This is a genomic window from Belnapia moabensis DSM 16746, from assembly GCF_000745835.1.
GTDB classification, from domain to species: Bacteria; Pseudomonadota; Alphaproteobacteria; order Acetobacterales; family Acetobacteraceae; genus Belnapia; species Belnapia moabensis.
The window spans coordinates 1-23,804 of sequence record NZ_JQKB01000021.1 but is presented as its reverse complement, the minus strand read 5'-3'; the positions used below and the strand labels follow the sequence as shown (position 1 = coordinate 23,804).

21 protein-coding genes and 1 pseudogene are annotated in these 23,804 nt (G+C 68.3%); 16 read left to right on the top strand and 6 right to left on the bottom strand.

The window, feature by feature from the left end:
• Positions 1-7: 7 nt before the first annotated feature.
• Both EP26_RS14970 and EP26_RS14965 read right to left on the bottom strand, forming a co-directional pair.
• The gene (locus tag EP26_RS14970; protein WP_043339589.1) at positions 8-3,439 is read right to left on the bottom strand and encodes an indolepyruvate ferredoxin oxidoreductase family protein; all 3,432 of its coding nucleotides are present in this window, start codon (positions 3,437-3,439) and stop codon (positions 8-10) included.
• A 150-nt stretch (positions 3,440-3,589) separates the two neighbouring features.
• Positions 3,590-4,912: an LLM class flavin-dependent oxidoreductase gene (locus EP26_RS14965; protein WP_043339588.1), complete on the bottom strand. Its 1,323-nt coding sequence runs from the start codon at positions 4,910-4,912 to the stop codon at positions 3,590-3,592.
• Positions 4,913-5,062: 150 nt separating this feature from the next.
• Between EP26_RS14965 and EP26_RS14960 the strand changes: the two genes are divergently transcribed.
• Both EP26_RS14960 and EP26_RS14955 read left to right on the top strand, forming a co-directional pair.
• Complete coding sequence (locus tag EP26_RS14960) at positions 5,063-5,698, top strand: hypothetical protein (RefSeq protein ID WP_043339586.1); 636 nt, start codon at positions 5,063-5,065, stop codon at positions 5,696-5,698.
• A gap of 52 nt (positions 5,699-5,750) precedes the next feature.
• Complete coding sequence (locus EP26_RS14955) at positions 5,751-6,203, top strand: Lrp/AsnC family transcriptional regulator (RefSeq protein WP_052389215.1); 453 nt, start codon at positions 5,751-5,753, stop codon at positions 6,201-6,203.
• A 7-nt stretch (positions 6,204-6,210) separates the two neighbouring features.
• Here the strand turns inward: EP26_RS14955 and EP26_RS14950 are convergent, their stop codons facing one another.
• The gene (locus tag EP26_RS14950) at positions 6,211-7,266 is read right to left on the bottom strand and encodes an SDR family oxidoreductase (protein ID WP_043339583.1); all 1,056 of its coding nucleotides are present in this window, start codon (positions 7,264-7,266) and stop codon (positions 6,211-6,213) included.
• Between the two features lie 119 nt (positions 7,267-7,385).
• On the opposite strand from EP26_RS14950, the gene EP26_RS14945 reads away from it, so the two are divergent.
• From EP26_RS14945 to EP26_RS14915, 7 genes are all read left to right on the top strand, one after another.
• Positions 7,386-8,351: a Bug family tripartite tricarboxylate transporter substrate binding protein gene (locus EP26_RS14945; RefSeq protein ID WP_043339582.1), complete on the top strand. Its 966-nt coding sequence runs from the start codon at positions 7,386-7,388 to the stop codon at positions 8,349-8,351.
• A gap of 295 nt (positions 8,352-8,646) precedes the next feature.
• Positions 8,647-8,871, top strand: coding sequence for a hypothetical protein (locus tag EP26_RS14940; protein WP_043339580.1), 225 nt, complete (start codon positions 8,647-8,649; stop codon positions 8,869-8,871).
• A 67-nt stretch (positions 8,872-8,938) separates the two neighbouring features.
• Positions 8,939-9,436 (top strand): hypothetical protein, encoded by a 498-nt coding sequence (locus tag EP26_RS14935; protein WP_157033555.1) that lies wholly within the window; start codon positions 8,939-8,941, stop codon positions 9,434-9,436.
• A 57-nt stretch (positions 9,437-9,493) separates the two neighbouring features.
• Complete coding sequence (locus EP26_RS14930) at positions 9,494-9,736, top strand: hypothetical protein (RefSeq protein ID WP_043339578.1); 243 nt, start codon at positions 9,494-9,496, stop codon at positions 9,734-9,736.
• 55 nt (positions 9,737-9,791) lie between these two features.
• Positions 9,792-10,850, top strand: coding sequence for a methionine ABC transporter ATP-binding protein (locus tag EP26_RS14925; protein WP_245624410.1), 1,059 nt, complete (start codon positions 9,792-9,794; stop codon positions 10,848-10,850).
• The gene (locus EP26_RS14920) at positions 10,847-11,509 is read left to right on the top strand and encodes a methionine ABC transporter permease (protein WP_043339577.1); all 663 of its coding nucleotides are present in this window, start codon (positions 10,847-10,849) and stop codon (positions 11,507-11,509) included. Before EP26_RS14925 ends, EP26_RS14920 begins: the two co-directional genes overlap by 4 nt.
• Before the next feature lie 13 nt (positions 11,510-11,522).
• Entirely contained in the window at positions 11,523-12,320 is a 798-nt protein-coding gene (locus EP26_RS14915; RefSeq protein WP_043339576.1) for a MetQ/NlpA family ABC transporter substrate-binding protein, read from the top strand.
• A gap of 683 nt (positions 12,321-13,003) precedes the next feature.
• Here the strand turns inward: EP26_RS14915 and EP26_RS14910 are convergent.
• Positions 13,004-13,882, bottom strand: coding sequence for an alpha/beta fold hydrolase (locus EP26_RS14910; protein ID WP_052389224.1), 879 nt, complete (start codon positions 13,880-13,882; stop codon positions 13,004-13,006).
• A gap of 376 nt (positions 13,883-14,258) precedes the next feature.
• Between EP26_RS14910 and EP26_RS14905 the strand changes: the two genes are divergently transcribed.
• The 4 genes from EP26_RS14905 to EP26_RS14890 all read left to right on the top strand — a co-directional run bounded on the left by EP26_RS14905 (position 14,259) and on the right by EP26_RS14890 (position 18,695).
• The gene (locus EP26_RS14905) at positions 14,259-15,131 is read left to right on the top strand and encodes an alpha/beta fold hydrolase (protein ID WP_052389214.1); all 873 of its coding nucleotides are present in this window, start codon (positions 14,259-14,261) and stop codon (positions 15,129-15,131) included.
• A 442-nt stretch (positions 15,132-15,573) separates the two neighbouring features.
• Positions 15,574-16,686, top strand: a complete 1,113-nt coding sequence (locus EP26_RS14900; RefSeq protein ID WP_052389213.1) for a DUF3182 family protein — start codon at positions 15,574-15,576, stop codon at positions 16,684-16,686.
• Positions 16,686-17,459 (top strand): alpha/beta hydrolase family protein, encoded by a 774-nt coding sequence (locus EP26_RS14895; protein ID WP_043339573.1) that lies wholly within the window; start codon positions 16,686-16,688, stop codon positions 17,457-17,459. Before EP26_RS14900 ends, EP26_RS14895 begins: the two co-directional genes overlap by 1 nt.
• Positions 17,460-17,624: 165 nt before the next feature.
• Positions 17,625-18,695 carry a DUF2332 domain-containing protein gene (locus EP26_RS14890; RefSeq protein ID WP_043339572.1) on the top strand — a complete coding sequence of 357 codons (1,071 nt, stop codon included), beginning with the start codon at positions 17,625-17,627 and terminating at the stop codon, positions 18,693-18,695.
• Between the two features lie 275 nt (positions 18,696-18,970).
• Here the strand turns inward: EP26_RS14890 and EP26_RS14885 are convergent, their stop codons facing one another.
• A complete protein-coding gene (locus EP26_RS14885) occupies positions 18,971-19,201 on the bottom strand; it encodes a hypothetical protein (protein WP_043339570.1) in 231 nt (76 codons plus the stop codon).
• A 282-nt stretch (positions 19,202-19,483) separates the two neighbouring features.
• On the opposite strand from EP26_RS14885, the gene EP26_RS31985 reads away from it, so the two are divergent.
• Together EP26_RS31985 and EP26_RS33195 are read left to right on the top strand one after the other, a co-directional pair.
• Positions 19,484-21,826 carry a HigA family addiction module antitoxin gene (locus EP26_RS31985; protein ID WP_169747406.1) on the top strand — a complete coding sequence of 781 codons (2,343 nt, stop codon included), beginning with the start codon at positions 19,484-19,486 and terminating at the stop codon, positions 21,824-21,826.
• Positions 21,827-21,969: 143 nt separating this feature from the next.
• Positions 21,970-22,341, top strand: a complete 372-nt coding sequence (locus tag EP26_RS33195) for a transposase (protein ID WP_281177088.1) — start codon at positions 21,970-21,972, stop codon at positions 22,339-22,341.
• A gap of 66 nt (positions 22,342-22,407) precedes the next feature.
• Here the strand turns inward: EP26_RS33195 and EP26_RS14870 are convergent.
• Positions 22,408-23,380, bottom strand: a pseudogene (locus EP26_RS14870) (IS5 family transposase).
• A 196-nt stretch (positions 23,381-23,576) separates the two neighbouring features.
• On the opposite strand from EP26_RS14870, the gene EP26_RS14865 reads away from it, so the two are divergent.
• Positions 23,577-23,804 (top strand): transposase (locus EP26_RS14865; RefSeq protein WP_043339568.1); only part of this gene is annotated, 228 nt, incomplete at its 3' end.

Here is a 23,804-nt window from a genome sequence, read left to right as displayed (position 1 = left end):
ATGTAGCCTATTCCGCCGCCATCGCCACCACCGGCTGCGACACCGCCGCCTCCAGCTCCGTCATCCGCGCCCGGGTCGCCGCCGCGTTGCGGGCCTTGATGTGGCCGTAGCCCTTGATGCCCGCCGCCGCCTCGGCCCAGTCGCAGATGCGCGAATGGGTCTCGGGCGAGAGCAGGGCCAGCAGCCGCTCCACGCCGGCGCGGTATTCGCCGGGCAGGGCGCGCTCCATCCGCCGCTCCTCGGTGCGGCCGAAGGGGTCGAGCGGGGTGCCACGCAGCAGCTTGCCGTGGCGCAGCAGGCGCATGGCCGTGAGCATCCAGGGGCCGAAGGCCATCTTGCGGGGCTGGCCGGTCACCGGATCGGTCTTGGCGAGAATCGGCGGCGCCAGGTTCAGCTCCACCCGCTGCGTGCCGGTGAAGTGGCTGGCGAGATGCGCCTGCCATTCCGGCAGGTGATGCAGGCGGGCGACCTCGTACTCGTCCTTGTAGGCCATCAGTCGGTAGAGCTGGGTGGCGACGGCACGGGTCAGCCGCTCCTCGCCCGGCACCGCGCGCGCTTCGGCGGCACGGACGCGGGTGACGAAGTCGGCATAGCCGCGCGCATAGCCTGCGCTCTGATAGTCCGTCAGCTCCGCGATGCGGCGGGCGACAAGCGCGTCGAGCGTCTCGTCCGCCGGTGCCACCGGGGCGGGCGGGGCAAGGGCCGCGGCACGGCCGAGGGCAAAGGCGGCCTTGTTGCGCTCCACCTGGGCACCGTTCAGCTCCAGCGCCCGGTCGATGGCCTCGGCCGAGAGCGGCACCAGCCCGCGCTGGAAGGCAATGCCGAGCAGCCAGACATTGAGGTAGATGAGATCGCCGAAGGCCTCTTCCACCGCGTGGACGCCAGGCACCGCCACCACCTCGCGGCAGGCGCCGCGAATGCTCTCCAGCATGCCGGCGCGGTCATATCGGGTGCTGGTGTCCTTCACGAACTGTGCGGTCGGCTGCAGGTCGGCGTTCAGCACGGCGACGGTGCGCCCGGCGCCGAGCAGCGGCCGCGCCGTCCGCCCATGCGCGACGACCATGTCGGCCGAGAGCAGCAGGTCGGTCTGGCCCATGCCGATGCGCGGCGCCTCGATCGTCTCCGGTGCCGCGCCGGCCCGGCCGATGCGGAGCTGGGCGAAGACGCCGCCGCCCTTCTGGGCGAGGCCAAGCATGTCGACCGAGCGGCTCGGCCGGCCCTCCAGATGCGCCGCCATGCCGAGGATGGCCGAGAGCGCCGTCACCCCCTGCCCGCCGACGCCGGCGAGCAGGATGTTCCAAGCCGGCTCGCCCGCGCGCGGCTCGGCCGCCATCGGCTCCGGCAGGGCATCGCCCGGCTTCGGCACCGGCTTCTTCACCGGCTCCGCGCCGACCAGCGTGACGAAGGAGGGGCAGAAGCCCTCGACGCAGGAGAGGTCCTGGTTGCAGGCGCTCTGGTCGATCTGCCGCTTGCGGCCGAACTCGGTCTCGATCGGCTCGACAGCGAGGCAGTTGGAGGTGCGGGAGCAGTCGCCGCAATCCTCGCAGACGCGCGGGTTGATCGCTACGCGCTTGATCGCCACGGCCTGGGTGCCGCGCTTGCGCTTGCGGCGCCGCTCCGTCGCACATTGCTGGTCGTAGATCAGGACGGAGACGCCCGGCAGGTCGCGCAGCTCGCGCTGCACCGCGTCCAGCTCGCTGCGATGGCGGTAGTCGATGCCCTTCGGCATGCGCGCATCGCCCTGGTGCCGCTCCGGGTCGTCGGAGACGAGGACGATCTTCTGCACGCCCTCGGCCGCCATCTGCGCCGCGATCTCCGGCACGCCGAGCTCGCCTTCCGGCGTCTGCCCGCCGGTCATGGCGACGGCGCTGTTCACCAGGATCTTGTAGGTGATGTTCGCCCCCGCCGCGATCGCCTGCCGGATGGCGAGGCTGCCGGAATGGGCATAGGTGCCGTCGCCGAGATTAGCGAACATGTGCTTCTCGGACACGAAGGGCGCCATGCCGAGCCAGGGCATGCCCTCGCCGCCCATATGGGTCAGCAGGTCCGTCTTGCGGTCCATGTAGATCGCCAGCGTATGGCAGCCGATGCCGGCCATGGCATGGCTGCCCTCGGGCACATTGGTCGAGGTGTTGTGCGGGCAGCCCGGGCAGAAATGCGGCGTGCGGTCATGCACCGGCGCCACAGCGAGGTTGGCCAGCTCGTCAAGCTGGGCGATGCGGGCGGCCAGCTGCTCGGTCCGCAGCGCCTCCGGCAGGCGGGCATAGAGCGCCCGCAGCACGGCGCCGGTGTCGAGCTCCAGCAGGTCGGAGAGCAGGCGCCGCCCCTGCTCGTCGGTCTTGCCGGTGATCCGTGGCCGCTGCATCTCGTGGTAGAGCGCGTCGCGCAGCTGCGGCTCGATCACCGGGCGGCGGTCCTCGACCACCAGAACCTCCTCGAGCCCACGGGCGAATTCCCGCGCGGCCTCAGCATCCAGCGGCCAGGCGAGGCCGACCTTCCAGATGCGCAGGCCCGCCATCCGCGCCAGCTCGTCGGTGATGCCGGCATCACGCAGAGCCTGGCGCAGCGTCGCATAGGCCTTGCCGCGGGCGGCTATGCCGAAGCGTGCCTGCGGACTGTCCACCACGATGGGGTTCAGCCCGTTCGCCCGGGCGAAGGCGACGGCCGCCGGCAGCTTCACCTGCCGCAGCCGCTGCTCCTGCGGGATGGCGTGGTCGCGGAGGCGGATATGCACACCGTCCGGCGGGAAGGGGAAGTCGGGCAGGACGCTCGCATAGGCCGCCGGGTCAACCAGGACGGAGGCGGCGCCGTCCATCGTCTCCGCCACGCATTTCATGCCGACCCAGAGGCCGGCGAAGCGCGACATGTCGATCGCCTTCAGCCCGTAGTCGAGGATTTCATCGACGCCGGCCGGGTCGAGCACCGGCATCTCCACATCCATGAAGCTGATCTCGCAGCCCGAGGTGATGGTGGAGGACTTGCAGGTCGGGTCGTCGCCCGCCAGGGCCAGCACGCCACCCTTCGGCGCGGTGCCGGCACTGTTGGCGTGCCGCAGCACGTCGCCGGAGCGATCGACGCCCGGCCCCTTGCCGTACCAGATGCCGAAGACGCCATCGACCGTCTGGTTGCCGTAGAGCGCCACCTGCTGGCTGCCCCAGACCGCAGTCGCCGCCAAATCCTCGTTCAGCCCGGGGCGGACGACGATGTTCGCCTCGGCCAGGCGCTTGGCCTGCTTCATCAGCTGCATGTCGTAGGTGCCGAGGGGCGAGCCGCGGTAGCCGCTGATATAGCCGCCGGTGTTCCAGCCCAGCGCTTTGTCCAGCTGGTGGCGGACCAGGGGCAAGCGGACCAGCGCCTGGATGCCGGTCAGCAGCAGCGTCTCGCCTGACTTGTCCCAACGGTCGTCGAGGGTCGCTTCGGGGCGTAGGATGCTGCCCATGGTCCGTCTCCCGCGTCTTTATCCCGAATGTCGGGCGGCCGGGGCCCCGGGGCAATCCCCCGGGCGCGGCCTTTCAGCGTGGAAGGATGAACCGCTCCTGCCGGGGTTTCTTCCCGTTCTTTATGCTGCACCGCCGAGAAGGCAGAAGGATCATCCGCGATGGGCGGTCGCGGGATGGGGAGGGGCGAGGCGCGGCCCGGCGCCGAACAGCTTCTGCCGGTAAGTCCCTGGCGCATAGCCCCGTTTGTAGGCCCCGCGCTCCTGCAATTCGGGCACCAGCAGGTCGACAATGGCCTCGATCCCCTCCGGCATCACCGTCCGGGCAAGGTTGAAGCCATCGACATCCGCCGCTTCGACGAAGCCGATCAGCGCCTCCGCCACCTCCGCCGCGCTCCCGACGACCGGGCGCTGCCGGCTGCCGAGGACGAACTGGTCGATGAGCTGCCGCTTGGTCCAGCCCGGGCCGAAGACGCGCCGCAATGCTTCGACATTGGAGCTGATCGCATCGGTCGCCGCCACATCGATCGGCTCGTCGATGCCGAAGCGGTCGAAATCGATCCCGAGCGAGGCTGCGGCATGGGCCAAGGCGCCCTCGACGCTCGCATGGCGGCGGTATTCGGCCAGCAGCTCCTCCGCCTCGGCCCGGGTCCGGCCGACGATCAGCGTTGCACCGGCGAAGATGCGGATCGGCCGCGGTGAGGCCCGCCCCCGGAGGTCGGCGGTGAGCCGCGCGATGTCGGCCGGCCTGCCGTAGTTGACGAAGACGCATTCGGCATGCCGGGCGGCGAATTCCCGTCCCCGGTCGGAGGCCCCCGCCTGGTAGAGCACCGGCGTGCGCTGAGGCGAGGGCTCGACCAAGAAGGGGCCGCCGCCTCCCACGTCCCGCACGAGCGACGGATCGGCATAGACCCCGGACGCCCGGTCCCGCCGCACCGCGCCATCCGCCCAGGAGCCTTCCCAGAGCTCGTAGGCGCGGTCCATGAAGGCTTCGGCCGCGTCGTAGCGGTCGTCATGCGCGACCTGCTTCTGCAGGCCCATGGCGCGGGCGGCGCTGTCCAGATAGCCGGTGACGATGTTCCAGCCGATCCTCCCACGGGTCAGATGGTCCAGCGTCGCCATCCGCCGGGCAAAGAGGGGCGGTGCCTCATAGCTGAGGTTGCAGGTGACGCCGAAGCCGAGATGGCTGGTCGCCGCCGCCATGGCCGGCACCAGCATCAGCGGGTCGAGCAGCGGAATTTGCACGGCGTTGCGGATTGCGGCATCGGGCCGGCCGCCCAGCACGTCATAAACGCCGACCACATCGGCCAGGAACAGCCCGTCGAAGAGCCCCCGCTCCAAGGTCCGGGCCAGGCTCATCCAGTAGCCGAGGGTCGTATACTCTACCGAGCGGTCACGCGGGTGGGTCCACATCCCATGCTGGATGTGGCCGATGCAGGCCATGTCGAAGGCGTTCAGGCGGATTTCACGGGGCATGGGCGAAGGCTACCATGACGAGACAGGGCGGCCAGCAATCGCACCTCCTCGACCACAGGTTGTCGTATCGATGTTCATATTATAACGTATAATGCCTCACCGGGCCCTTTGAGAAGAAAACCACCTCATCAAGGTAGACGAGACTAAGCGATGACCATGCCTCCCTTGAATGCTGACTGCTTCCAGGCTGCCGACGCAGCGAATCCGCATTACCGGCGTGCTTGCGAGGGGATCGTCAATCCTCGCTACAAGCTCCTTCCCGCCAGGACGCGCCTGTTCCGCTTCGGCCATACCGTGGACCGCCGCAACGGCAACAACATCCCGGCTGTCGTCAACCACACCTCTCCCTGGTGGTTCTCGGAATCGGATTTCCGGAACTTCCTCGTCGCCCCGACGACGCGTCCTGCCCGCAGCGGCTTCGTCCTCGACCCGTCGGACGCAGGCGGCGGCCCGAGCGGCTTCAACTCCTACGGCCAAAATGCGCTGGTTCGGACGCGCCTCGCCGTTGTGCACCAGTTCGGCCAAGCCGACCGGATCCTCGAGGCGGTCCTGACCGCCGACCTGGGCTGCTTCACGGGCAAGGGCAAGCCGATCAGCGAGGATCCGGTCACGGGCTCGCTTGCCCCCCTCATCACCGACAGCGTGACGACCTGGTTCGCCGATGCGGATGTGATGCAGCTCTTCATCCCCGGCCTCCGCAATGCATCCGGCGGGCGCAGCACCGTGGCCTCCGATGCGATGCGCATCGTGAAGGACCGGCCGGCCCACGAGTTCTTCGTGTTCTGATGGAAGGGCCCTCCCAAGCCCACCCGTCGCAACCCTGACCAAGCGAGCGCGCATGGACGCCATCGACCGACGCATCCTCCGCGCCCTCCATCGCAATGCCCGCCTGACCAATGCCGAGCTGGCGGAGGAGGTCGGCCTTTCTCCATCCCCCTGCTGGACGCGGGTGAAGCGGCTGGAGCAGGCTGGCGTCATCAAGGGCTACGTGGCGATCCTCGACCAGGCGGCGCTCGGCCTGCCGGACACAGTCATCATTGAGGTGATGATGGAGCGGCACGACGAGGAAAGCCTGCGCCGCTTCGAACAGGCGGTGACCGACATGCCGGAAGTGGTGGAGGCCTGGCTCGTCACCGGCGAGTACGACTATGTCATCAAGGCCGTGGTCGGCGGCACGGCCGGCTATGAGCGGCTTTTGCGGGAGAAGCTCTACCGCCTGCCCGGTGTCCGCCACACGCGGAGCAGCTTCACGCTGCGCAACCTAAAGCAGGTCTGGACGCCAACGCCCTGAGCAGGCCTCAGGCCGGCGGCAGGACCCGCGCTGCGCGGTAGGCGTCGATCTGCCGGGAGAACATCGCCCAGCTGTCGACAAAGCCGGTGAAGCCGGCCATCCGCGCCGCCGTCATCGAGTGCAGCACGTCGTAGTCCATGCCGAGGACGAAGTCGGCGAACTCCCAGCTCGCCACCGCCTCGATCGGCAGTGCAAGGCCGTGGCGCGCGCGGATGCCCTCCCAGACCGGTCCCTTGTCGGCCATCCAATGAGCGAGCCGCATCGGCCGCACGGCGCCGGACGGCAGGCCGAACCGGTCGGCGAGGAAGGGCCAGAGGTCGCACCAGCGGAAGCAGTCGCCGTTGACGAGGTTGAAGGCCCGGTTGGCACAGCGCGGCTCGCCGATCATCCAGAGCACGCCCTCGGCCAGCAGCGCGGCATCCGTCACCTCGTGCAGGGCGGTCCAGGTGCCGGGCTTGCCGGGAAAGTCGAAGGGCAGGCCGAGCGCGCGGCAGATCGCGGCATAGGCGCCGAGGGTGGAGACGAGGTTCCGCGCCCGGCCCGGCGCCACGTCGAGCACGAAGCTCGGCCGGCTGGCGCTCCAGCTCCAGCCCCTCCCCTGCTGGCGCCCGGCCACCAGATCCTGCTGGTCGTAGTAGAAATTGGGCGGCATGTGGCGCGGGTCATCCTCCCGGGCCGGCGTCCGGAAGGGGCCGATATGCACCCCGTACCACTTGCCGCCATGCACCAGGTGCAGGTGGCCGAAGCGCGGCAAGCCGGCCTCCGCCGCGTCCAGCAGGTTGCGCAGCATCGCCAGGTTGGCGGCGACGTCCTCCACCCCGCTCTCGCCATGCGGCGCGCGGGAGGCATAGACGAGATGGGTGATCTCCGGCCGCGCCGCCAGCGCACGGGCCAGCCCCGCCGCGTCCTGCAGGTCGGCGGCAATCCAGTCCCCTGCCCCCTCAGGCACGCGGCGGGAGAGGCCGATCGGGGCGAGGCCCGGCGTCAGCGCAGCCCGTTCGGTGATGCGGGTGGCTGCCGCGCCGCTGGCGCCGACGATCAGCAGGCTGCGTGCGTTGCTCATGGCTCCTCCCTTAGGACGAGCAGACTGAACCGCCCCCAGGCCGGGCGCCAGGGCCTGCCCAGTTTGGGCCACGCCGCGCCGGTGCTACGCTCGCCGGAACAAGCCCCGGGGAAACCGCCATGCCGACACGCCGCCACCTGCTGCTCGCCACTCCTGCCCTTCTCGCCGCGCCCGCACTGGCGCAGACGGCGTTCGACCATACCATCCGCATTATCGTCCCCTTCGCCCCGGGCGGCACCAGCGACATCCTCGCCCGCATCCTGGCGCCGGAGCTGACGAAGCAGCTCGGCCAGTCCGTGGTGGTGGAGAACCGGCCGGGCGCCGCCGGCAACCTGGGCGCCGATGCCGTGGCCAAGGCGGCGCCGGACGGCCACACCATCCTGCTGATCGATGCCGGCATCCTGGCGACGGCGCCGAGCCTCTTCACCCGCCTGCCCTTCGACGTCCGGCGGGACCTGGCGCCGGCGACCATGCTGATCTACGCGCCCTACATCCTCGCCGTGCATCCGAGCCTGCCGGCGAAGGACGCCGCCGAACTCACCGCCTATGCCAAGGCCAACCCGGCCAAGGTGAACGTTGCCCATTCCGGCATCGGCGCCGCCAACCACCTGACGGCGCTGATGCTGACCCAGGCCTGGGGCGCGGAGCCGGTTTTCGTCCCCTATCGCGGCGGGGCGGCGGCGCTCTCGGCGGCGGCGAGCGGCGAGGCGAACCTCATTATCAACGGCGCGACGGCGACTCAGCCCTTCGTCCAGAACGGCACGCTGCGGGGCATCGCCGTCTCCGGCGCGCATCGCCTCGCCGCCTTCCCGGCGCTGCCGACCTTCCGCGAGTTGGGCTGGCCCGCGGTCGACAGCGGCACCTGGCAGGGGGTGCTGCTGCCGGGCGGCACGCCCCAGCCGATGATCGCCCGCTGGGACGAGGTGCTGCGGAGCGTCCTCGCCCAGCCGGAGGTGACGCGGCGCATCGCCGATCTCGGTGGCGAGGTCCGCGCCGAGGGTCCGGCCGCCTTCCGCAGCTGGCTCGAGAGCGAGACTGAGAGCTGGGGCGCCATCATCCGCACCAACAACGTGAAGCTCGATTGAGAGCCAACGCGACCGTATCTGACGCGTTACCGGTGTTGAACTGAGGCGCTGGGGGCTGTATGGCCCCTGTCGCCGCCGCGGGGCCTCCCCGCCGGCAATCCGACGACAGAGAGACCGATGCACCCCCACCCTAGGCGTGGCACTGCCCCGTTCGCCCCCGCGGCGACGGTTGCGGTGCCGCCCGGAACAGCGAGACCCGCCCCTGGCCCGGTGCCAGGCGAGACGGGAGGCGTGGCCTAGGCGGCGCCTTTCCCGATCGCCTCTGCCCCGGCCCCGGGCGGGATGGAGACGAGCGATGGCGAATGGCGCGATCACCCGCGATGCGACCCCCGGCACGACCTTGGCCGAAGCGCGTGATGTTTTTGTGAAACGGCATGAAGTGGCGGAGCATCCCGCTATGCCGGCGGCTGCCCTGGCCCTGGGCGATGGCGAGGCCGCGCCGGTGCCGAGGAACCCCTGGGCCGGCGTTGTGGCCACCCGCCTCTGTCGCGCCGCCCTCGCCCTGCCGAAGGCGGCGTAACCGCCCGCCAGGACTGCCCGAGGATGCGGCTGCCGCCCGCCCCTGCCTCGCACTGTCCGTGGGGCCGATGGCCGGGGCTGCTCTAGCCCTGCTGAGCCTCCCAGGGGCGCAGGGCCATGGCAGCGCCGGCGTTGCCAATGTCGACCCGCCCGAGGCGGCGCTCTTCCCAGACCTGATCGTTCTTCAGGACCGGCTAGAGGAGCAGGGCTGGATGCTGCACGGCGAGGCGGCCTTCGTGTTGCAGGGGCATCCGCGCTTTAATTCGTCCTGTCGCGGCGCCGTCAGCCTCAGCCCGGCGGCGAATGCGCGGACCATCCTCTCGACCGACCTCATCCGCGGCCGGCGGCCCTGGCGCGGAGCGGAGGTGACCGTCGATGCCTCGGTAACGCGGGGCTTCGGCCTCTCCAACTCCATCGGCACCGCCGCCTTCCGCCTCGGCTCCACCGAGGCAACCTTCTTTGTCACTTGCAGCTTCCTGCGCCAGGTCACCGCCTTCTCCGGCAAACCGTACCGGATGACGAGGATCTGCTGCGCTTCAGCGGGCCGATGCGGCGGGAGCGGCTGACCATGACGCTCGGCAAATTCTCGGTCTGGGATATCTTCGATAACAATCTCTACGTCTATGACGCCCGCACCCAGTTCTCGGCTGGGCGGCATCGGCTTCATCACCGGCGACGGGCGGCCGGACTACTTGCCGGAACTTGCGAACCAGGTCTTCCACGACGCCCGCATCGCGCCCGGCCGCAGCGTGGCGCTCGACTACCAGCCCCTCGCCAACCCCGCCTATGAAACCGACCGGACCGGTGAACGTCTCCTCGCTGCGGACCTGGATCGCCTTCCGACCCCTTGCATCGGCGATGGCTGATCTGCGCATTGCGCGGGTGGTAATCTTGGCACAACCAGACCATATCACGACCATCATGCGTGACATGCCCGCCCTCCAGGCCGACGACATTGCCATCCGCCTTGCCGGCCTCAGCAAGCGCTTCGCCGAGGGCGGGACGCTGGCGCTGAGGGACGTCTCGCTCGAGGTGCGGGGCGGCGAGATCTTCGGCATCGTCGGCCGCTCCGGCGCCGGCAAGTCGACGCTGGTGCGCACCATCAACCTGTTGGAACGACCGGATGCTGGCGCCGTCACCGTGCTCGGCCAGGAGTTGCTGGGCCTCGACGCTGCGGCGCTGCGTACGGCCCGGCGCGGCATCGGCATGGTTTTCCAGCACTTCAACCTGCACCACCGCCGGACGGTCGCCGAGAACATCGCCTTCCCGCTCGAGATCGCGGGCATCTCCCGTGCTGAACGCGCGGCCCGCGTCGCGGAGCTGCTGCCGCTCGTCGGACTGGAGGCGAAGCGGGACGCCTATCCGGCCCAGCTGTCGGGCGGACAGAAGCAGCGCGTCGGCATCGCCCGCGCGCTCGCCAGCCGTCCGCGCATCCTGCTCTGCGACGAGGCGACCAGCGCGCTCGACCCGGAGACGACGGCCGAGATCCTCGCCCTCATCCGCAACCTGCGCGACCGCTTGCAGCTCACCGTGCTGCTCATTACCCATGAGATGGCGGTGGTGAAGTCGATCTGCGACCGCGTGGCGGTGATGGAGGCCGGCCGGGTCATCGAGCAGGGACCGGTGCTCGAGGTCTTCACCCGGCCGCGCCAGGAGACGACGCGCCGCTTCGTCGCCGAGGTGATCGGCCATGGCGTGCCGGCCGGGACGCTCGCCCGCCTGCCCGCGCCAAAGCCGGGCGAGGCGCGGCGGCTGGTGCAGGTACTCTTCCTCGGCCCGCACAGCACCCGCGCCGTCATCAGCGAGGCGAGCCGGGACTTCGGCATCGACCTCGACATCGCGGCCGGCCGCATCGACAGCATCGCCGGCGAACCCTTCGGCGTGATGGCGCTCGCCGCCTATGGCCCGGCTGAGGCCCTGGAGGCGGCCTTCGCCTGGATGCGCGGGCTCGGCCTCGTCATCGAGGAGATCGCGCCATGACTTGGCTCACCCCCATGATGCAGGAGCTGCTGATCGAGGCGCTGGGCCAGACCCTCGTCATGGTCGGCGTCAGCACGGTGCTCGCCATCGCCTTCGGCCTGCCGCTTGCCCTGCTGCTGCATGTGACGGGGCCGGGCGGGCTCTCGCCGCGGCCCTGGCTGAACCGGCCGCTCGGCCTCGTCGTCAACGCGCTGCGCTCGACGCCCTTCATCATCCTGATGGTCGCCATCGTGCCGTTCACGCGCCTCGTCGCCGGGACCTCGATCGGCACCGGGGCGGCGATCGTTCCGCTGGCGCTGGCCGCGACGGCCTTCCTCGCCCGGCTCTTCGAAAATGCGCTGCGCGAGGTCGACCCTGGCGTGGTCGAGGCGGCGCAGGCCATGGGCGCCTCGCGTGGCCAGATCGTCTGGAAGGTGCTGGTGCCGGAGGCGCTGCCGGGCCTCATCGCCGCCGTCACCGTGGCGCTGGTCTCACTGGTCGGCTTCTCCGCCATGGCGGGGGCGATCGGCGGCGGCGGGCTCGGCGACCTCGGCATCCGCTTCGGCTACCAGCGCTTCATGCCGGAGGTGATGGCGAGCGTCGTCCTCATCCTCATCCTGCTGGTGCAGGGCCTGCAATCCATCGGGGATTGGCTGGTCCGCCGGCTGTCCCACCGCTGACGGAGTACCTCGCATGATCCGCCGCCGCCCGCTGCTGCTCGCCGCCCTTGCCGCACCCTCTCTTGCTTACGCGCAGGAGATCGGCAGCGCTGCCCGACCGCTCCGCATCGGCGCGACGGCGGGGCCGCATGCGCAGGTGCTGGAGAAGGTGCGCGAGATCGCCGCGCGCGACGGGCTCGTCCTGCGCATCACCGAATTCCAGGACTACATCCAGCCGAATGCGGCGCTGGCGGCGGGCGACCTCGATGCCAACAGCTACCAACACCAGCCCTTCCTCGACCAGCAGGTGAAGGATCGCGGCCTGGCGCTGGTGGGCGTCGGCAAGACGCTGATCTTCCCGCTTGGCGTCTATTCACGCCGGATCAAGGCGCTGGCGGAGTTGCCGCAGAGCGGCCGCATCGCCATCCCGAACGACCCGACCAATGGCGGCCGCGCCTTGGTGCTGCTGGCGTCGAAGGGCGCCTTCGGCCTGCGCGCGGGCAGCGACTTCCGGGCGACGGTCGCCGACATCACCGAGAACCCCCGCCGGCTGCGCATCCTGGAACTGGAAGCGGCGCAGTTGCCGCGCGTGCTTCAGGAGGTGGATGCGGCGGCGATCAACACCAATTTCGCCGTCCCCGCCGGGCTCAACCCGGTGAAGGACGCGATCGCGCTGGAGAGCGGCGACAGCCCTTATGCCAACCTTATCGCCGTGCGTCGGCAGGATGAGGCTGCGCCCTGGGTGCGTCGGCTGGTCGCGGCCTACCAGACGCAGGAGGTGAAGGACTTCGTCGCCGCCACCTTCCAGGGCGCGGTGATCCCGGCCTTCTGAAAAGCTGCGGAAGTTCGCAGCAATTGAAGCATGGGTCCCGGTCCGGCCGGGGCCTGATGACCGATGGGACCCGCCACATGTTGGGGCGGGGTCCGTAAGACGGTTCGGACGGAAACCGCTCTCGTAGCGGTCAGCGTTGCAGCGACGATCAAGCGCACCGGAACCAATGTCGGCACCCGATTGGTGCCGACATATTCCTGCCGAGCGAGACGCGCTGCGCCACCTGCCGCTTTTTCAACCCGGCGGAAATGCAGAAGACGAGCAGAAGGATCGGAGCAAAGGCGGAGCGAAGATGCGTCGCTCTTTGCATAGCCGAGCCCGCACCTGGGCCAAATGCCTGGATCGCGGGAGACGACGTGTAAGGAAGCCGACTGGAGCAGCGGTGGGAACCGGGGAATGAAAGTCTCTGGCCAGGGCTGCTGCATCACCGCAACCGCCAATCAAGCAGTTGCGAATCAGCAAGGAAATCGCGCCTATCGCGCCGGAGGCAGCGAACCATCCCCTCTTCGCATTGGAACGTTCCGGCGCTGCCATTATGGTGCTGACGGGTATGTTGCTCAGGTTGGGCTCGCTGCGCACCATCACCCTGTTGCCGACGCATCGGCAGACATCGTCCAGATACAAGCCTCCGAAGGCTGCCCCGCTGACCGAGCGCACGTCATCGCAATGCAAGCGGTGACCACTTATTTCTCCGACGCCGCAGGGTGGGCGTGCAAGAAGACCAGGATAGCCTGGGCGAACTCAGGCCTTCCTGGTGCTAAGCCGTGCGAAGCATTCTCGATAGTGACTAACTTGAGCTGTGGCATCCTCGCCCTCAGCTCAAAGAACGAGCCCAGGTAGGGATCAGCGGTGCCGACAAGCCCGAGCGTCGGCACCGTGACTGCCGCCATTTGCGCCAGGGTGACTACCTGGGCGGGGTTCGAGCGCCGCACAGCAGCGAGGGCGCGCACGTCTTGGCGGGCGAGTTGTGCGGCAGAGAGCTCGCGGATTCGCGCCTCATCGGGCGGCGGTTCGCCGTTTGGCCAAAGCCGGAGCATTTGGGAGCGGAGCAGGCCCTGCTCCATCTCGGCCGCTTCGCGATCTACCCGCTGCTGATCCTCCGGCGACCAGCTGAACCGGCCGGGAGCGCCGCCAAGCGTCGCGGTCAGGAATCGCTCGGGATGGATGGTGAGCAACTGCGCCACGATGTGCGCCCCCATCGAGTACCCGATGATATGGGCTCGCGCGATGCCAAGGCGATCGAGCAGGCGCAGGATGTCATATCCCATCTCTGGCCCGTACTGGGCGGCGGCATGCGGCTTACCGCTGCGCCCGTGACCTCGCACGTCCAGGGCAATGACGCGGTACCGCGCGGCAAGAGCCTGGGGTATGCCGGTCCAGGCCCACTGGGCCTCGGCGTCCGAGGTGTAGCCGTGAACCAGGACGACACACTCCCCCCAGCCCTCCTCAATGTAGCGAATGCGAACGCCGGCCGAGTCAAAGAACTGCTCCACCGCCGCGTCGGCGCCAGTGATAAAGCAGAAGGCTCCAAGCGCGAGCAGGGACCGTCTGGCGATTAGCATCGTCCGCATCTTACCGAGTTTGGTCCTTCTCTCTGATCGCCGTGTCGGCACCTAGCGGGTCCAGTTGACCTGCATAGGGCTGAAACGGGTGATGCCGTAGCGTGCCGATCGACGGATACGCGACGCGACATCGGACTGGTTCGAAGCGGGTGAGTAGCGCGCTGGGCTGGCGGGACTAAGGCTGGGCTTCGCCTACTTTAGTGGCCAAAATCTGACACTTGGTACCGCTGACTGGCCTGGCGCTGCATTTCAGGAAACAGTTATTTCCTGCCTCGAAGGCGAGCTTGCAGGCCTGTTGCGGCGTGTTAGGCTGAACCTTGTTCGAAAGGCCGGACGGTGTGGTGAGCTTGGCCGCCCCGCAACGAGCATCTGCCTGATGCCGGCGCTTCTGCACGTGCAGGCGGCCCTGTCCGGGAGCCGAAAGACGCCGATGCAGTTCCTGCGGGCCAATGACTACGACATGGCTTACCTGGAGCGGGGGGCAGGTACTCCTCTGCTTCTCATCCACGGTGCACTCTGCGACTGCCGGTATTGGATGCCGCAGATGGAAGCGTTCGGCCAGCAGTACCGGGCGATCACCGTCAGCCTCCGCCACTTCTGGCCTGCGTGCTGGGACGGGTCGGGCGACGACTTCACCACGCAGCAGCATACCGAGGATGTTGCTGCCTTCCTGGCCACCCTCGGAGCCGGACCGGTACACCTCGTCGGGCACTCGCGGGGGGGCTATGTGGCGTTTCAGGTCGCTCGCAACTTCCCGGACCGGGTCCGCGCTCTGGTCCTCGCCGAGCCTGGCGGCGACCTCGATGCATCATTGCAGCATACTCCGACGCCAACGGCTTCGGTCGCACCCATTTCGTTCGATGGAGCAGCCGAGTGTATCCGCCAAGGTGATATCGACGCTGGCCTTGCCGTGTTCGTGGAGGCGGTCAGCGGTCGTGGCGCCTGGGACGACCTTTCCGAGCGATCAAAGCAGGTCATGAGGGACAATGCACATACGCTGCTCGGGCAGTTCAGGGAGCAACGGGCCCCTTTCACCCGAAGGAACGTAGAGGAGATTGCGGCACCAACATTGCTGGTCGGCGCAGAACGATCGCCGCCGGCCTACGCACGGATACTAGACGCGCTGGAGCAGTCGCTTAGGAATGTCCAGCGTGTGACCATCCCGGGCGCTTCGCACCCAATGAACCACCACAATCCTGCAGCCTTCAACACGGCCGTGCTGGACTTCCTTGCATCGTGCGGAACCTGATCCGTGCAACGGCTCACCAAGCCGGCAGCCGCGCCGCCAGGGAGGCGTCTCAGCGCAAAGCTCCTCCGCGTCAGTGGGCGTACTAGCCCTACTGTCGTGCCGCCCGCCCGTGTCCGATCCGTTGTCGACCGGCGCCATTGTGCTGTTTTTAGGCGTTCGTCCATTCGCGTAAACTTGGGGCGACGCTTTGGCAGACCGCGGGTGGTCAGGGCCCTATAGCTGCGGCGGTGCCGTCTAGCACGAACGAACTCCAGCGCACGAAGTCGAGCAAACTTTGGTGATTTGCGGACCGCGCCCGACCGGCGCGCTCAGGCGTTTGGTGTTGGCCCTTTCAACTCGTGCGGATGCGGCCGCACGATGCGTACCCGCGAGGCGTTCGGCCCACCACCCCTGAGTGGCCCGGCGTTGCTGCTTGGCCTTGTAGGGGTGGAGCATAGGCGCGGTGGGAGATTTACAGGTGCAGCGTGGTGTTGTGGCCGTGTACTCCGACCCCGGGCGCGGCTTTGCCCATCGCCACGAAAGGGCTACCCGCGAGGTCATAGCGAGGCAGCTGGCCGCCGTGAAAGGCCTCGAATTTGCGGGGGAGTACCAGCCGGGCACGTGCTACCGGGGCCCCGTCTACCTCGTGCCGAGCGACACCCTTGTCGGGCTTGGGGCGGCGGCGGCGCTCGGGGTGCGCGGCGAGCACGACCTGTTTGGCGGCGTAGTGCCTCAGGCCTTCGTAGCGACCAAGGCGATCACCCATCCCCTCGTCTGCGCAGACGCGGCAGCGCCGCCCGGCTGGTCGCCCGCATTCGGGCACCGGGTGAGTGGTGCCGTCCTTTCCGGCTTCACCGCCTTCGCCCGCGCGGACGCCCGCCGCGCCGGCGAGCGCCTGCTTGAGCGCGGGCCCGTGCGCGTCAAGCGAGTGCGGGCGACTGGCGGGCGCGGGCAGGTCGTGGTCTCCGATATGACCGCGCTGGAGGCAACGCTCGACAGGGTGGAGGCCGCGACCTTCTCGGACGATGGGCTCGTCCTGGAGGAGAATCTGGCGGCGGTGACGACCTACAGCGTAGGCCAAGTGCGGGTGGCCGAGCTGGTCGCGACCTACTGTGGCACACAGCGTCTCACTCAGGACAGCAGCGGCGCGGCCGTCTACGGCGGCTCCGAGCTGTTCGTCGCACGCGGCGGCTTCGAAGCGCTGGCGGAGCTCGGACTTTCGGACGAAACACGGCTCGCGGTGTCACAGGCGCAGGTCTACGATACAGCGGCGGTGGAGTGTTTCGCAGGGATGTTCGCCTCGCGCCGCAACTACGATGTTGCCCAAGGGTCAGACGCGACGGGCCGACCCCGCTGCGGCGTTCTGGAGCAGTCCTGGCGTATCGGCGGCGCGAGCGGCGCTGAGCTCGCGGCACTGGAGGCGTTCCGCGCCGAGCCCGCGCTGCGCACGGTACGCGCCGCTACCGTGGAGATCTATGGCGAAGCCGCGCCACCGCCGCCGAACGCGACGGTGTACTTCCGGGGGGTGGACGAGCTGGATGGCCCGATGACCAAATACGCGATGGTGGAGCTCTGATGGCTACGCGCGATGAAGCGGTCGAAATTCCTGTCGACGGTCGGAGCATTCCCGGTACCGTGGTCGCGCCGGCGACCGCGATTCCCGGCATGCTGTTCGTGCAGGGGTGGGGGAGCAATCAGGACGTCTACCTCCCCCGCGCCCGTCAGATTGCGTCGCTCGGCTGCGTCGGCCTAACCTTCGAGCCGCGCGGCGTGGCGCGAGATGACCCCCGGCACAACACCGTGTCGCGTGAGGACAACCTGCGCGACCTTGTTGCGGCCTACGATACGCTAGCCGGTCAGCCGGGCGTCGACCCGGCGGCGATCGGCGCCGTCGGCAGCAGCTACGGCGCCTACCTGGCGGCTATCCTTACCACACTCCGGCCCGTCAGGTGGCTCACCTTGCGGGTGCCTGCTCTTTACCGAGACGAGGATTGGGCGGCACCGAAGCAGCGGCTCGACAAGGACGCTTTGGCGGCTTATCGGCGGGGCCCGGTCGCCGCGGAGGAGAACCGGGCGCTGCGCGCCTGCGCAGAGTTCGAAGGTGATGCGCTGATCGTTGAATCCGAGCACGACGACATCATCCCCCACGCGGTGGTCGCGAATTACCTCGCGGCGTTCCGGCGCGCACGCTCGCTGACCTATCGCCGGATCGAGGGTGCCGACCACGGGCTGTCCGACAGGGCGTCACAGGAGGCCTATGCCGCGCTGCTTATGAGTTGGGTGACGGAGATGGTGTTGGACGCCAGAGGCGGTCAAGCCTACCCTTCCGGCCATCCGTGGGCGGGTTGAAAGGCTTTGCACAAGCCTTGCTGCACGGGATGTCGCCCGGACAGACGCGGCCGCTCTGGAGGACCTTGTCGGGCGTGATCCCTCCGCCCAACGGCGTCCGCCCCACAAGGCTCCCCCCGCGCAGACGCGTTCCGACGGGGCGAACACGACCACAGGGACCCGCCCATGGTGACCTCAGCCGAAATCACCATTCGCAAGGCATTTGCCGCACAGGCCGAAGCGTGCGCCAAACGCGGCTCGCCCTTCACGGGTCTGCTCTGCGAGGTGCTCGAGCGTTCGCTCGACCGCTCGACAGAAGTCGGACGACGCGTGCTCAACTGGTCCGGGCGGCCCGACGCACGCGGCGATTCGGTTCCGCTCAGATTGGCCGGCGGTCTGCACGCCCTGGTCCGGCGGGGGCGCCTGCCGCGCCTGGCTGCGATGTACCCGCCCAATTCACTACCAGAAGCGGAGACGCTCCAGGCGACCTTGGCCGACGCCTTGCCCGAGGCCGATGCCGACCTCCTGCCGTGGCTCGACCGCGCGCCACAGACCAACGAGCCCATGCGCTCGGGCCCGCTCATGGCGGGCCTCCTCGTTATCGCCGCCGAGACCGGCGGATTGCCCTTCGCGCTGCACGAGCTCGGTGCGAGCGCGGGCCTCGTCCTCGTGCTCGATCGCTACGAGCACCAGTTGGGCGGGGTGACGGCCGGCACGCTGGGCGCGCTGGTCAGGGTCGCTCCCGCTTGGGAGGGTGACCCGCCGCCGGCAGACGTGTCGCTACATGTTCTGCGGCAGCAGGGGTGCGACCTCGACCCGCTTGACGTGGCAAACCCTACGGACCGCGAGCGCCTGCTCGCCTACGTGTGGCCCGATCAGGCCGACAGGCTCGCCCGCGTCGAAGCTGCCATCAGTGTCGCGGCCACCGACCCGCCCCGGCTGGACCGCGCAGAGGCAGCCGCCTGGACCGAAGCGGCGCTTGACCCGGGTGCCGCCGAGGAGGGGGTGGCGCGCGTTCTCATGCATGCGGTGGCCCTCCAGTACGCCCCAAAGGAGACCGCTGTCCGGGTCGCAACGCATGCGGCGCGGGTCGGGGCGGCTGCGACCAGCGAGGCGCCCTTCGCCTGGCTCCGCTTCGAGGCGGATCCGGCCTACGGCGAGCAGGCGAGCCTGCGACTGACCTTGTGGCCTAACGGAGGCGAGCGTGTGCTCGGGTTGAGCGACACGCACGGAGAGAAGCTGAAATGGTTGAGGTAGGCCCAGTGGTATCTATTGTCGGGCCGGTGCGTCGAATCAGTCGTGGTTAGCACCACGCGCCCTCTTTGGCTGGCCGGGGCGGCGCCGGTAAGCACCGGAGCCAGCGGGGCGGAAGCTGGTGATGAACTGTGTGGCTTGCGGCTCTGCTGCCGTCGCGGAGCGGTTGGACCGTGCGGCCCAGGGTTACCGCCGGTCCGCTGCCGCGACTGCAGGAAAGCGTTCAACGGCTACTCCGGCTACGCGCACCAACACTCAGCAGGGAGCACGCCCGGCGGTCAGCCTTGTGAGTTCTTAGCCGCATCCGGGTTCGAGCCGGCATCCTCCTCAAGGTCCGCAACAATCTCCTTCAACGCAGACTCATCAAGCTTTTTGGCCTCTTCGATCAGCTGGTCGGCCTCGGCCTCCCGTCCCTCTGCTAGCTTACCCAATGCCGCTTCGCCGAGGTCCCGAGCTTTCTCGTGCCGGTTGTCAGTCGATTGTGCCGGGTCTTTGCTTTGCTTCGCCATGATGCGCTCCGAGCAGGATCTCGCCAGAACCGGAATCCAATCATCTGGTTCCAGTTGGTGTTGCCTTAGGAGACCTGTGCGCGGGTCCGGTGAGCCACATTCTGTAGCGGCTGTCTCAGGCGCCCAGGTGCCAGATACTGTGTCTCGGTCGATCCGCGCACAGGTCTCCTAGCCAGAACAAAGCCGCTTCGACACCAGTGAACCTCAAGTTTTCTATGTGTCCGGACCAGTTTACACTCTGATTGTGGGCCCTGCGGTCCGCAGGAGATCGGAGGGGAAGGCTTGAGTGAAAATCCGGAGGGCCCGGGCTCGGCGACATTGCAGCCGGCGGCGCCTCCCCACCCAGGCTCAGTATTGCGACAGCGGATGCTCGCAGTATCCGGCATTTCAGTTGCCCGTGCCGCGCGCGAACTCGGCGTCACACGGCAGGCGCTTCACCGCCTGCTCTCGGGCATGACCGGTGTCACGCCTGAAATGGCTACTCGCCTTGGGCGCTTCTGTGGCACGGGAGGCGCCTATTGGCTTACCCTTCAGCAGGACTTCGACCTGGCGGATGCTGAGCGTGCCCTCGGCGCGGCCCTCGATCGCATCCCGACCTATGCCGGTCTCGCCGGCAACCTCACCGGACAACCCCATGCATCCCGGGCCGGTGCGATGGGCGAGACCGAGTACGCGACGTTTACGGCCGACCCGCCGGGCTGCACCGCCGGCACGCTGGAGGAGGAGATAGCCAGCGGGCTTGCTGAAGGAGGCACGGCCGGCGAGCGCAGGGACCTCCAGAAGGATGACCCTCGCTTCTGGGCCAGCGGCCCGCCAATGCCGCTTCGGACCGATGAGGACGGGGCCCGGCTGACCGAACACGCCGGAGTTCTTGGGCAGCTCGCCGAAGGGGTGATCGTTGCTGATGCCGCCGGGCGCATCACTTTCGTGAACGACGCAGCAGCTCAGATCCACGGTGTGGCGCGGCTGGATGTCCTGCCTGATGCTTACAGCAAGACCTACCACCTCTTGACCGAGGACGGTCGCACCTATCCGTCAGCCGAGCTGCCACTCGCGCGCGCCGTGCTCCGGGGCGAAACGGTGACTGATGCGCGCTGGCGTATCCGCCGGCCCGATGGCTCCGAGGTGCTCGCCGTCGGCAGTGCGCGGCCGCTGCTGGCCGTTGATCGCACGCAGGTCGGCGCGGTGCTTACATTGCGCGACGAGACCGCACGCGACGCGGCTGAACAGGCACTGCGAGCGAGCGAGGAGCGCTTCCGCGGCGTCTTTGACCAGCAGTTCCAATTCATGGCCGTTCTCTCCCCGGAGGGTGTCACGCTTGAGATCAACGAGCTGCCGCTGCGCGCCGCTCAGCTGAGACGCGAGCAGGTGATCGGGCGCTTCTTTTGGGACACCCCTTTCTGGGCCGGCCTCCCCGCCATGCGTGACGCCTGGTCCGGTCGTCTTGCCGAAGCCGCGCGGGCCGACGGCCCGGTACTCTCAGAAGATCTGTACCAAGCCGCTGACGGCGAGGTTCGCACCGCGGACGCCGCAGTCACCGCGGTCAAGGGTTCGGACCGAGCCGTGCGGTTCTTCGTCATCCAGGCGAGCGATACCACCGCCCGCAAGCGGGCCGAGGCGGCGCTGCGAGAAAGCGAGGCGCGATTGCGTCTCGCCACGGAAGCGGTCGGCCTCGGCATCTGGGACGTGGATCTGGAGGGCGAGGAAGGCATCGGCACGCCCCGTGTCTTCGAGCTCTACGGCCTGCCCACCCCAACCGACGGCCGGGTCCCACGAGCCGCTTTCCTTGGCCTGATCCATCCCGACGACATCGCGGCCATACGGGCTGAGCATGAGCGCACGGCTCGGGAGGACGACACTTTTCATCTAATCCATCGCATCCGGCGCGGCTCGGATGGGGAAGAGCGCTGGCTGGAGGTCCATGGCCGCCACTTCCAACAAGCGGGGCGCCGCCGTTTTCTTGCCGTCCTGACCGACGTGACCGAGCGAAAGGTGGCTGATGAGCGACAGGCCCTCCTCTCGCGCGAGGTGGACCACCGGGCCAAGAACGCGCTTGCCGTAGTGCAGGCGACGCTGCGCCTAACTCCTAAGGAGGACGCCGCGTCCTACGCCCGAGCAGTAGAGGGTCGGGTGAGCGCACTCGCACGGGCGCAGACGCTGCTGGCCGAAGACCGCTGGACTGGGGCTGATATGCGCGCGCTTGTGCAGGGTGAAATCGAGCCCTTCCTCGCCGGACAACGCGCCGAGCTGAACGGGCCACCCGTGGTACTGCCACCCGGCGCGGCGCAGCCGATTGCCATGGTGCTGCATGAGTTAGCGACAAACGCGGTGAAGCACGGCGCGCTGTCGGTACCGGAGGGACGCGTTTCGGTGTCGTGGCACCTCGACCTGGCCAACACGACCCTACGGCTGCGCTGGGTGGAGGCGGGCGGGCCGGTAGTACCTGGGCCGCCTGGGCGACGTGGCTTTGGTATGCGCGTGCTGGAAGGCACGGTGCGAGGTCAACTCGGCGGAGTAGTGTCGCTCACCTGGGAGACAACAGGACTGGCCTGTGAGATGGGAGTGCCACTGGCACGTGGGCATCTTGTTGCACAGGGCGCCCTAGAAGGTTCTGTTCTCGGATGAAAGAGCTTGGTGCACGAATAGGTCGAATGGCGTCTCCGGTGTAAATAGGGCCAGGGCCCTGCCCGATTTCGCCAAGGGGTCCCAACTTGCCATTCAAAGCCAACGCCGACCGCCAGCACTACATTTCACGCCAGCAACACAGGGTGACGAATTGGCCTGCCTACGAGGCTGGTCTGCGAGCACGCGGGAGCTTGAAGGTGGGGTTCACGGCCGACGCGATCAAAGCATGGCGGGCTGAGCCGCGGACTACACAGTGTGGACAGCCACGCTACTCCGCCCTGGCGATCACCACGGCGCAGACTTTACCGGCAGTATTCCACCTGGCGCTGCGCCAGACGGAAGGTCTCATGACCTTCATCATCGGCCTGCTTGGCCTCGACCTCGCCGTACCCGACCACAGCACGATAAGCCGTCGAGCGGAGACACCAGAGGTACCGCGCCCGCGCCTTGGGCGTGAGTCTGTGCACCTGCTGGTGGACAGCACGGGGTTGAAGCTTTGTGACCCCGGCGAGTAGCTTGTGGAGAAGCGATGGTGCACGGAGGTTAAGGTGCGCCTACAGCACGGCTCCACCCGAGAGGTGTCAAGCGACGCGAATGGAGATCGGCTTCGCAACTCGGATCATGCGGTTGAACACCTCGGCGACTATGGCGGCTTTGCCCCGCTGAGCAGGCAGAATACGGGCGCGCAGCTTCGGTCCCATGATCGCCTTGTAGCGTCCGACCGCGGTCTCCGCGAGACTGCGCCGGCCGTAGTCTGTCGCCCTCTGCCAGGCCATTCGGCCCTTCTCTGCGGTGATCCGAATGTGATGATCGCGTTGGCTCTGCGCCTTGGCGTCCTCCTTGCTCGGCACCGCCGACGCAGGTGGCGGGGTAACACATCCGGCGGTGGATCGGGCTGGTGGCGTGGCGATGGCCTGGTATACGGGCTCGCCGTCGTACGCGCCGTCCGCTGTCATGGAGGCGATTTTGCTCTTGATCGCGTCGAGTAGCGCCGGCACCTGACTGGCGTCATTAGCGGCATTGTCAGTCAGCACGCAGGCGACGATCTCGCCGGTGCCGGCGTTGACCGCAATGTGGAGCTTTCGCCAGGATCGGCGCGTCCGGCCGTGCTTATCCGCATCCCGCTCGCCCTGGCCGAAGAGCTTCAGGCCAGTGCTGTCGATCAGCAGGTGCATCGGGCTGTGTAGGATGACCTTGGGCTGCCGCCCGGCAAAGCTGGGGCTGTGCCGGCTCAAGGCGGCGTGGTCCGGAACCCGCAACGTCTGTCCGAGCAGCCGCAGCACGCTCGTGGCGAAACCCTCGGCCTGGCGCAGAGCGAGATGGAAGACAAGCCGCAGCATCAGCACCAACTCGATCGCCGCATCCGAGTACCAGGCCTGGCCCCTGGTGTGCTTCGCCGCGGCGCCTGCCGCCCTTTCGGGGCGTCCTTCATCGAGCCAGAACATCAGGTCGCCACGCCGCTTTCAGGCCGGCTTCGTAGGCTGGCCAGTTCTGGACCAGGTAGCGGACCTGCGGGATGTGGCGGCGGCGGGCGGCGTTGTGCTTGAACGGCATGCCCGAGAGTGTACCGGCTCAACCGTAGCCGGGACACCCACCCTGGATCTCAGCGGCTCATTGCACAAACGCCGCTTAAATATAGATCGGTTCGCCGTAGTTGGGTGCGTAAGCATCGTAGACCGGCTCGAGGCTCTGTTGCACAAATGGCCTGAGGGGGATTCATCTCGTGAATCCAGCGTGATAGCTGGACGGCATGAGCAGACCGACACCGCCGACTTACAAGACCAGGAACTGGCCTGCCTACAGCGACGGGCTCAAGCGACGCGGCTCGCTAACGATCTGGCTCGATCGCGAGATGACCTGGGAAGCCGCGCCGACCGGTAAACGGGGCCGACAGCCCCTCTATAGCGATGCTGCTGTCCAGACCTGCCTGACCATGAAGGTGCTGTTCGGCATGGCGCTGCGCCAGACGACTGGCTTC

Bases quoted from the DNA above. Each gene is read 5' to 3' on its own strand.
- EP26_RS14925 (WP_245624410.1), top strand. From the start codon at position 9,792: ATGCGTGACATGCCCGCCCTCCAGGCCGACGACATTGCCATCCGCCTT.
- EP26_RS14955 (WP_052389215.1), top strand. From the start codon at position 5,751: ATGGACGCCATCGACCGACGCATCCTCCGCGCCCTCCATCGCAATGCC.
- EP26_RS14895 (WP_043339573.1), top strand. From the start codon at position 16,686: ATGGCTACGCGCGATGAAGCGGTCGAAATTCCTGTCGACGGTCGGAGC.
- EP26_RS14960 (WP_043339586.1), top strand. From the start codon at position 5,063: ATGACCATGCCTCCCTTGAATGCTGACTGCTTCCAGGCTGCCGACGCA.
- EP26_RS14935 (WP_157033555.1), top strand. From the start codon at position 8,939: ATGGCCGGGGCTGCTCTAGCCCTGCTGAGCCTCCCAGGGGCGCAGGGC.
- EP26_RS14950 (WP_043339583.1), bottom strand. From the start codon at position 7,266: ATGAGCAACGCACGCAGCCTGCTGATCGTCGGCGCCAGCGGCGCGGCA.
- EP26_RS14885 (WP_043339570.1), bottom strand. From the start codon at position 19,201: ATGGCGAAGCAAAGCAAAGACCCGGCACAATCGACTGACAACCGGCAC.
- EP26_RS14905 (WP_052389214.1), top strand. From the start codon at position 14,259: ATGCCGGCGCTTCTGCACGTGCAGGCGGCCCTGTCCGGGAGCCGAAAG.
- EP26_RS14970 (WP_043339589.1), bottom strand. From the start codon at position 3,439: ATGGGCAGCATCCTACGCCCCGAAGCGACCCTCGACGACCGTTGGGAC.
- EP26_RS14910 (WP_052389224.1), bottom strand. From the start codon at position 13,882: ATGCTAATCGCCAGACGGTCCCTGCTCGCGCTTGGAGCCTTCTGCTTT.
- EP26_RS14965 (WP_043339588.1), bottom strand. From the start codon at position 4,912: ATGCCCCGTGAAATCCGCCTGAACGCCTTCGACATGGCCTGCATCGGC.
- EP26_RS14915 (WP_043339576.1), top strand. From the start codon at position 11,523: ATGATCCGCCGCCGCCCGCTGCTGCTCGCCGCCCTTGCCGCACCCTCT.
- EP26_RS14930 (WP_043339578.1), top strand. From the start codon at position 9,494: ATGACGCCCGCACCCAGTTCTCGGCTGGGCGGCATCGGCTTCATCACC.
- EP26_RS14920 (WP_043339577.1), top strand. From the start codon at position 10,847: ATGACTTGGCTCACCCCCATGATGCAGGAGCTGCTGATCGAGGCGCTG.
- EP26_RS14890 (WP_043339572.1), top strand. From the start codon at position 17,625: ATGGTGACCTCAGCCGAAATCACCATTCGCAAGGCATTTGCCGCACAG.
- EP26_RS14940 (WP_043339580.1), top strand. From the start codon at position 8,647: ATGGCGAATGGCGCGATCACCCGCGATGCGACCCCCGGCACGACCTTG.
- EP26_RS14945 (WP_043339582.1), top strand. From the start codon at position 7,386: ATGCCGACACGCCGCCACCTGCTGCTCGCCACTCCTGCCCTTCTCGCC.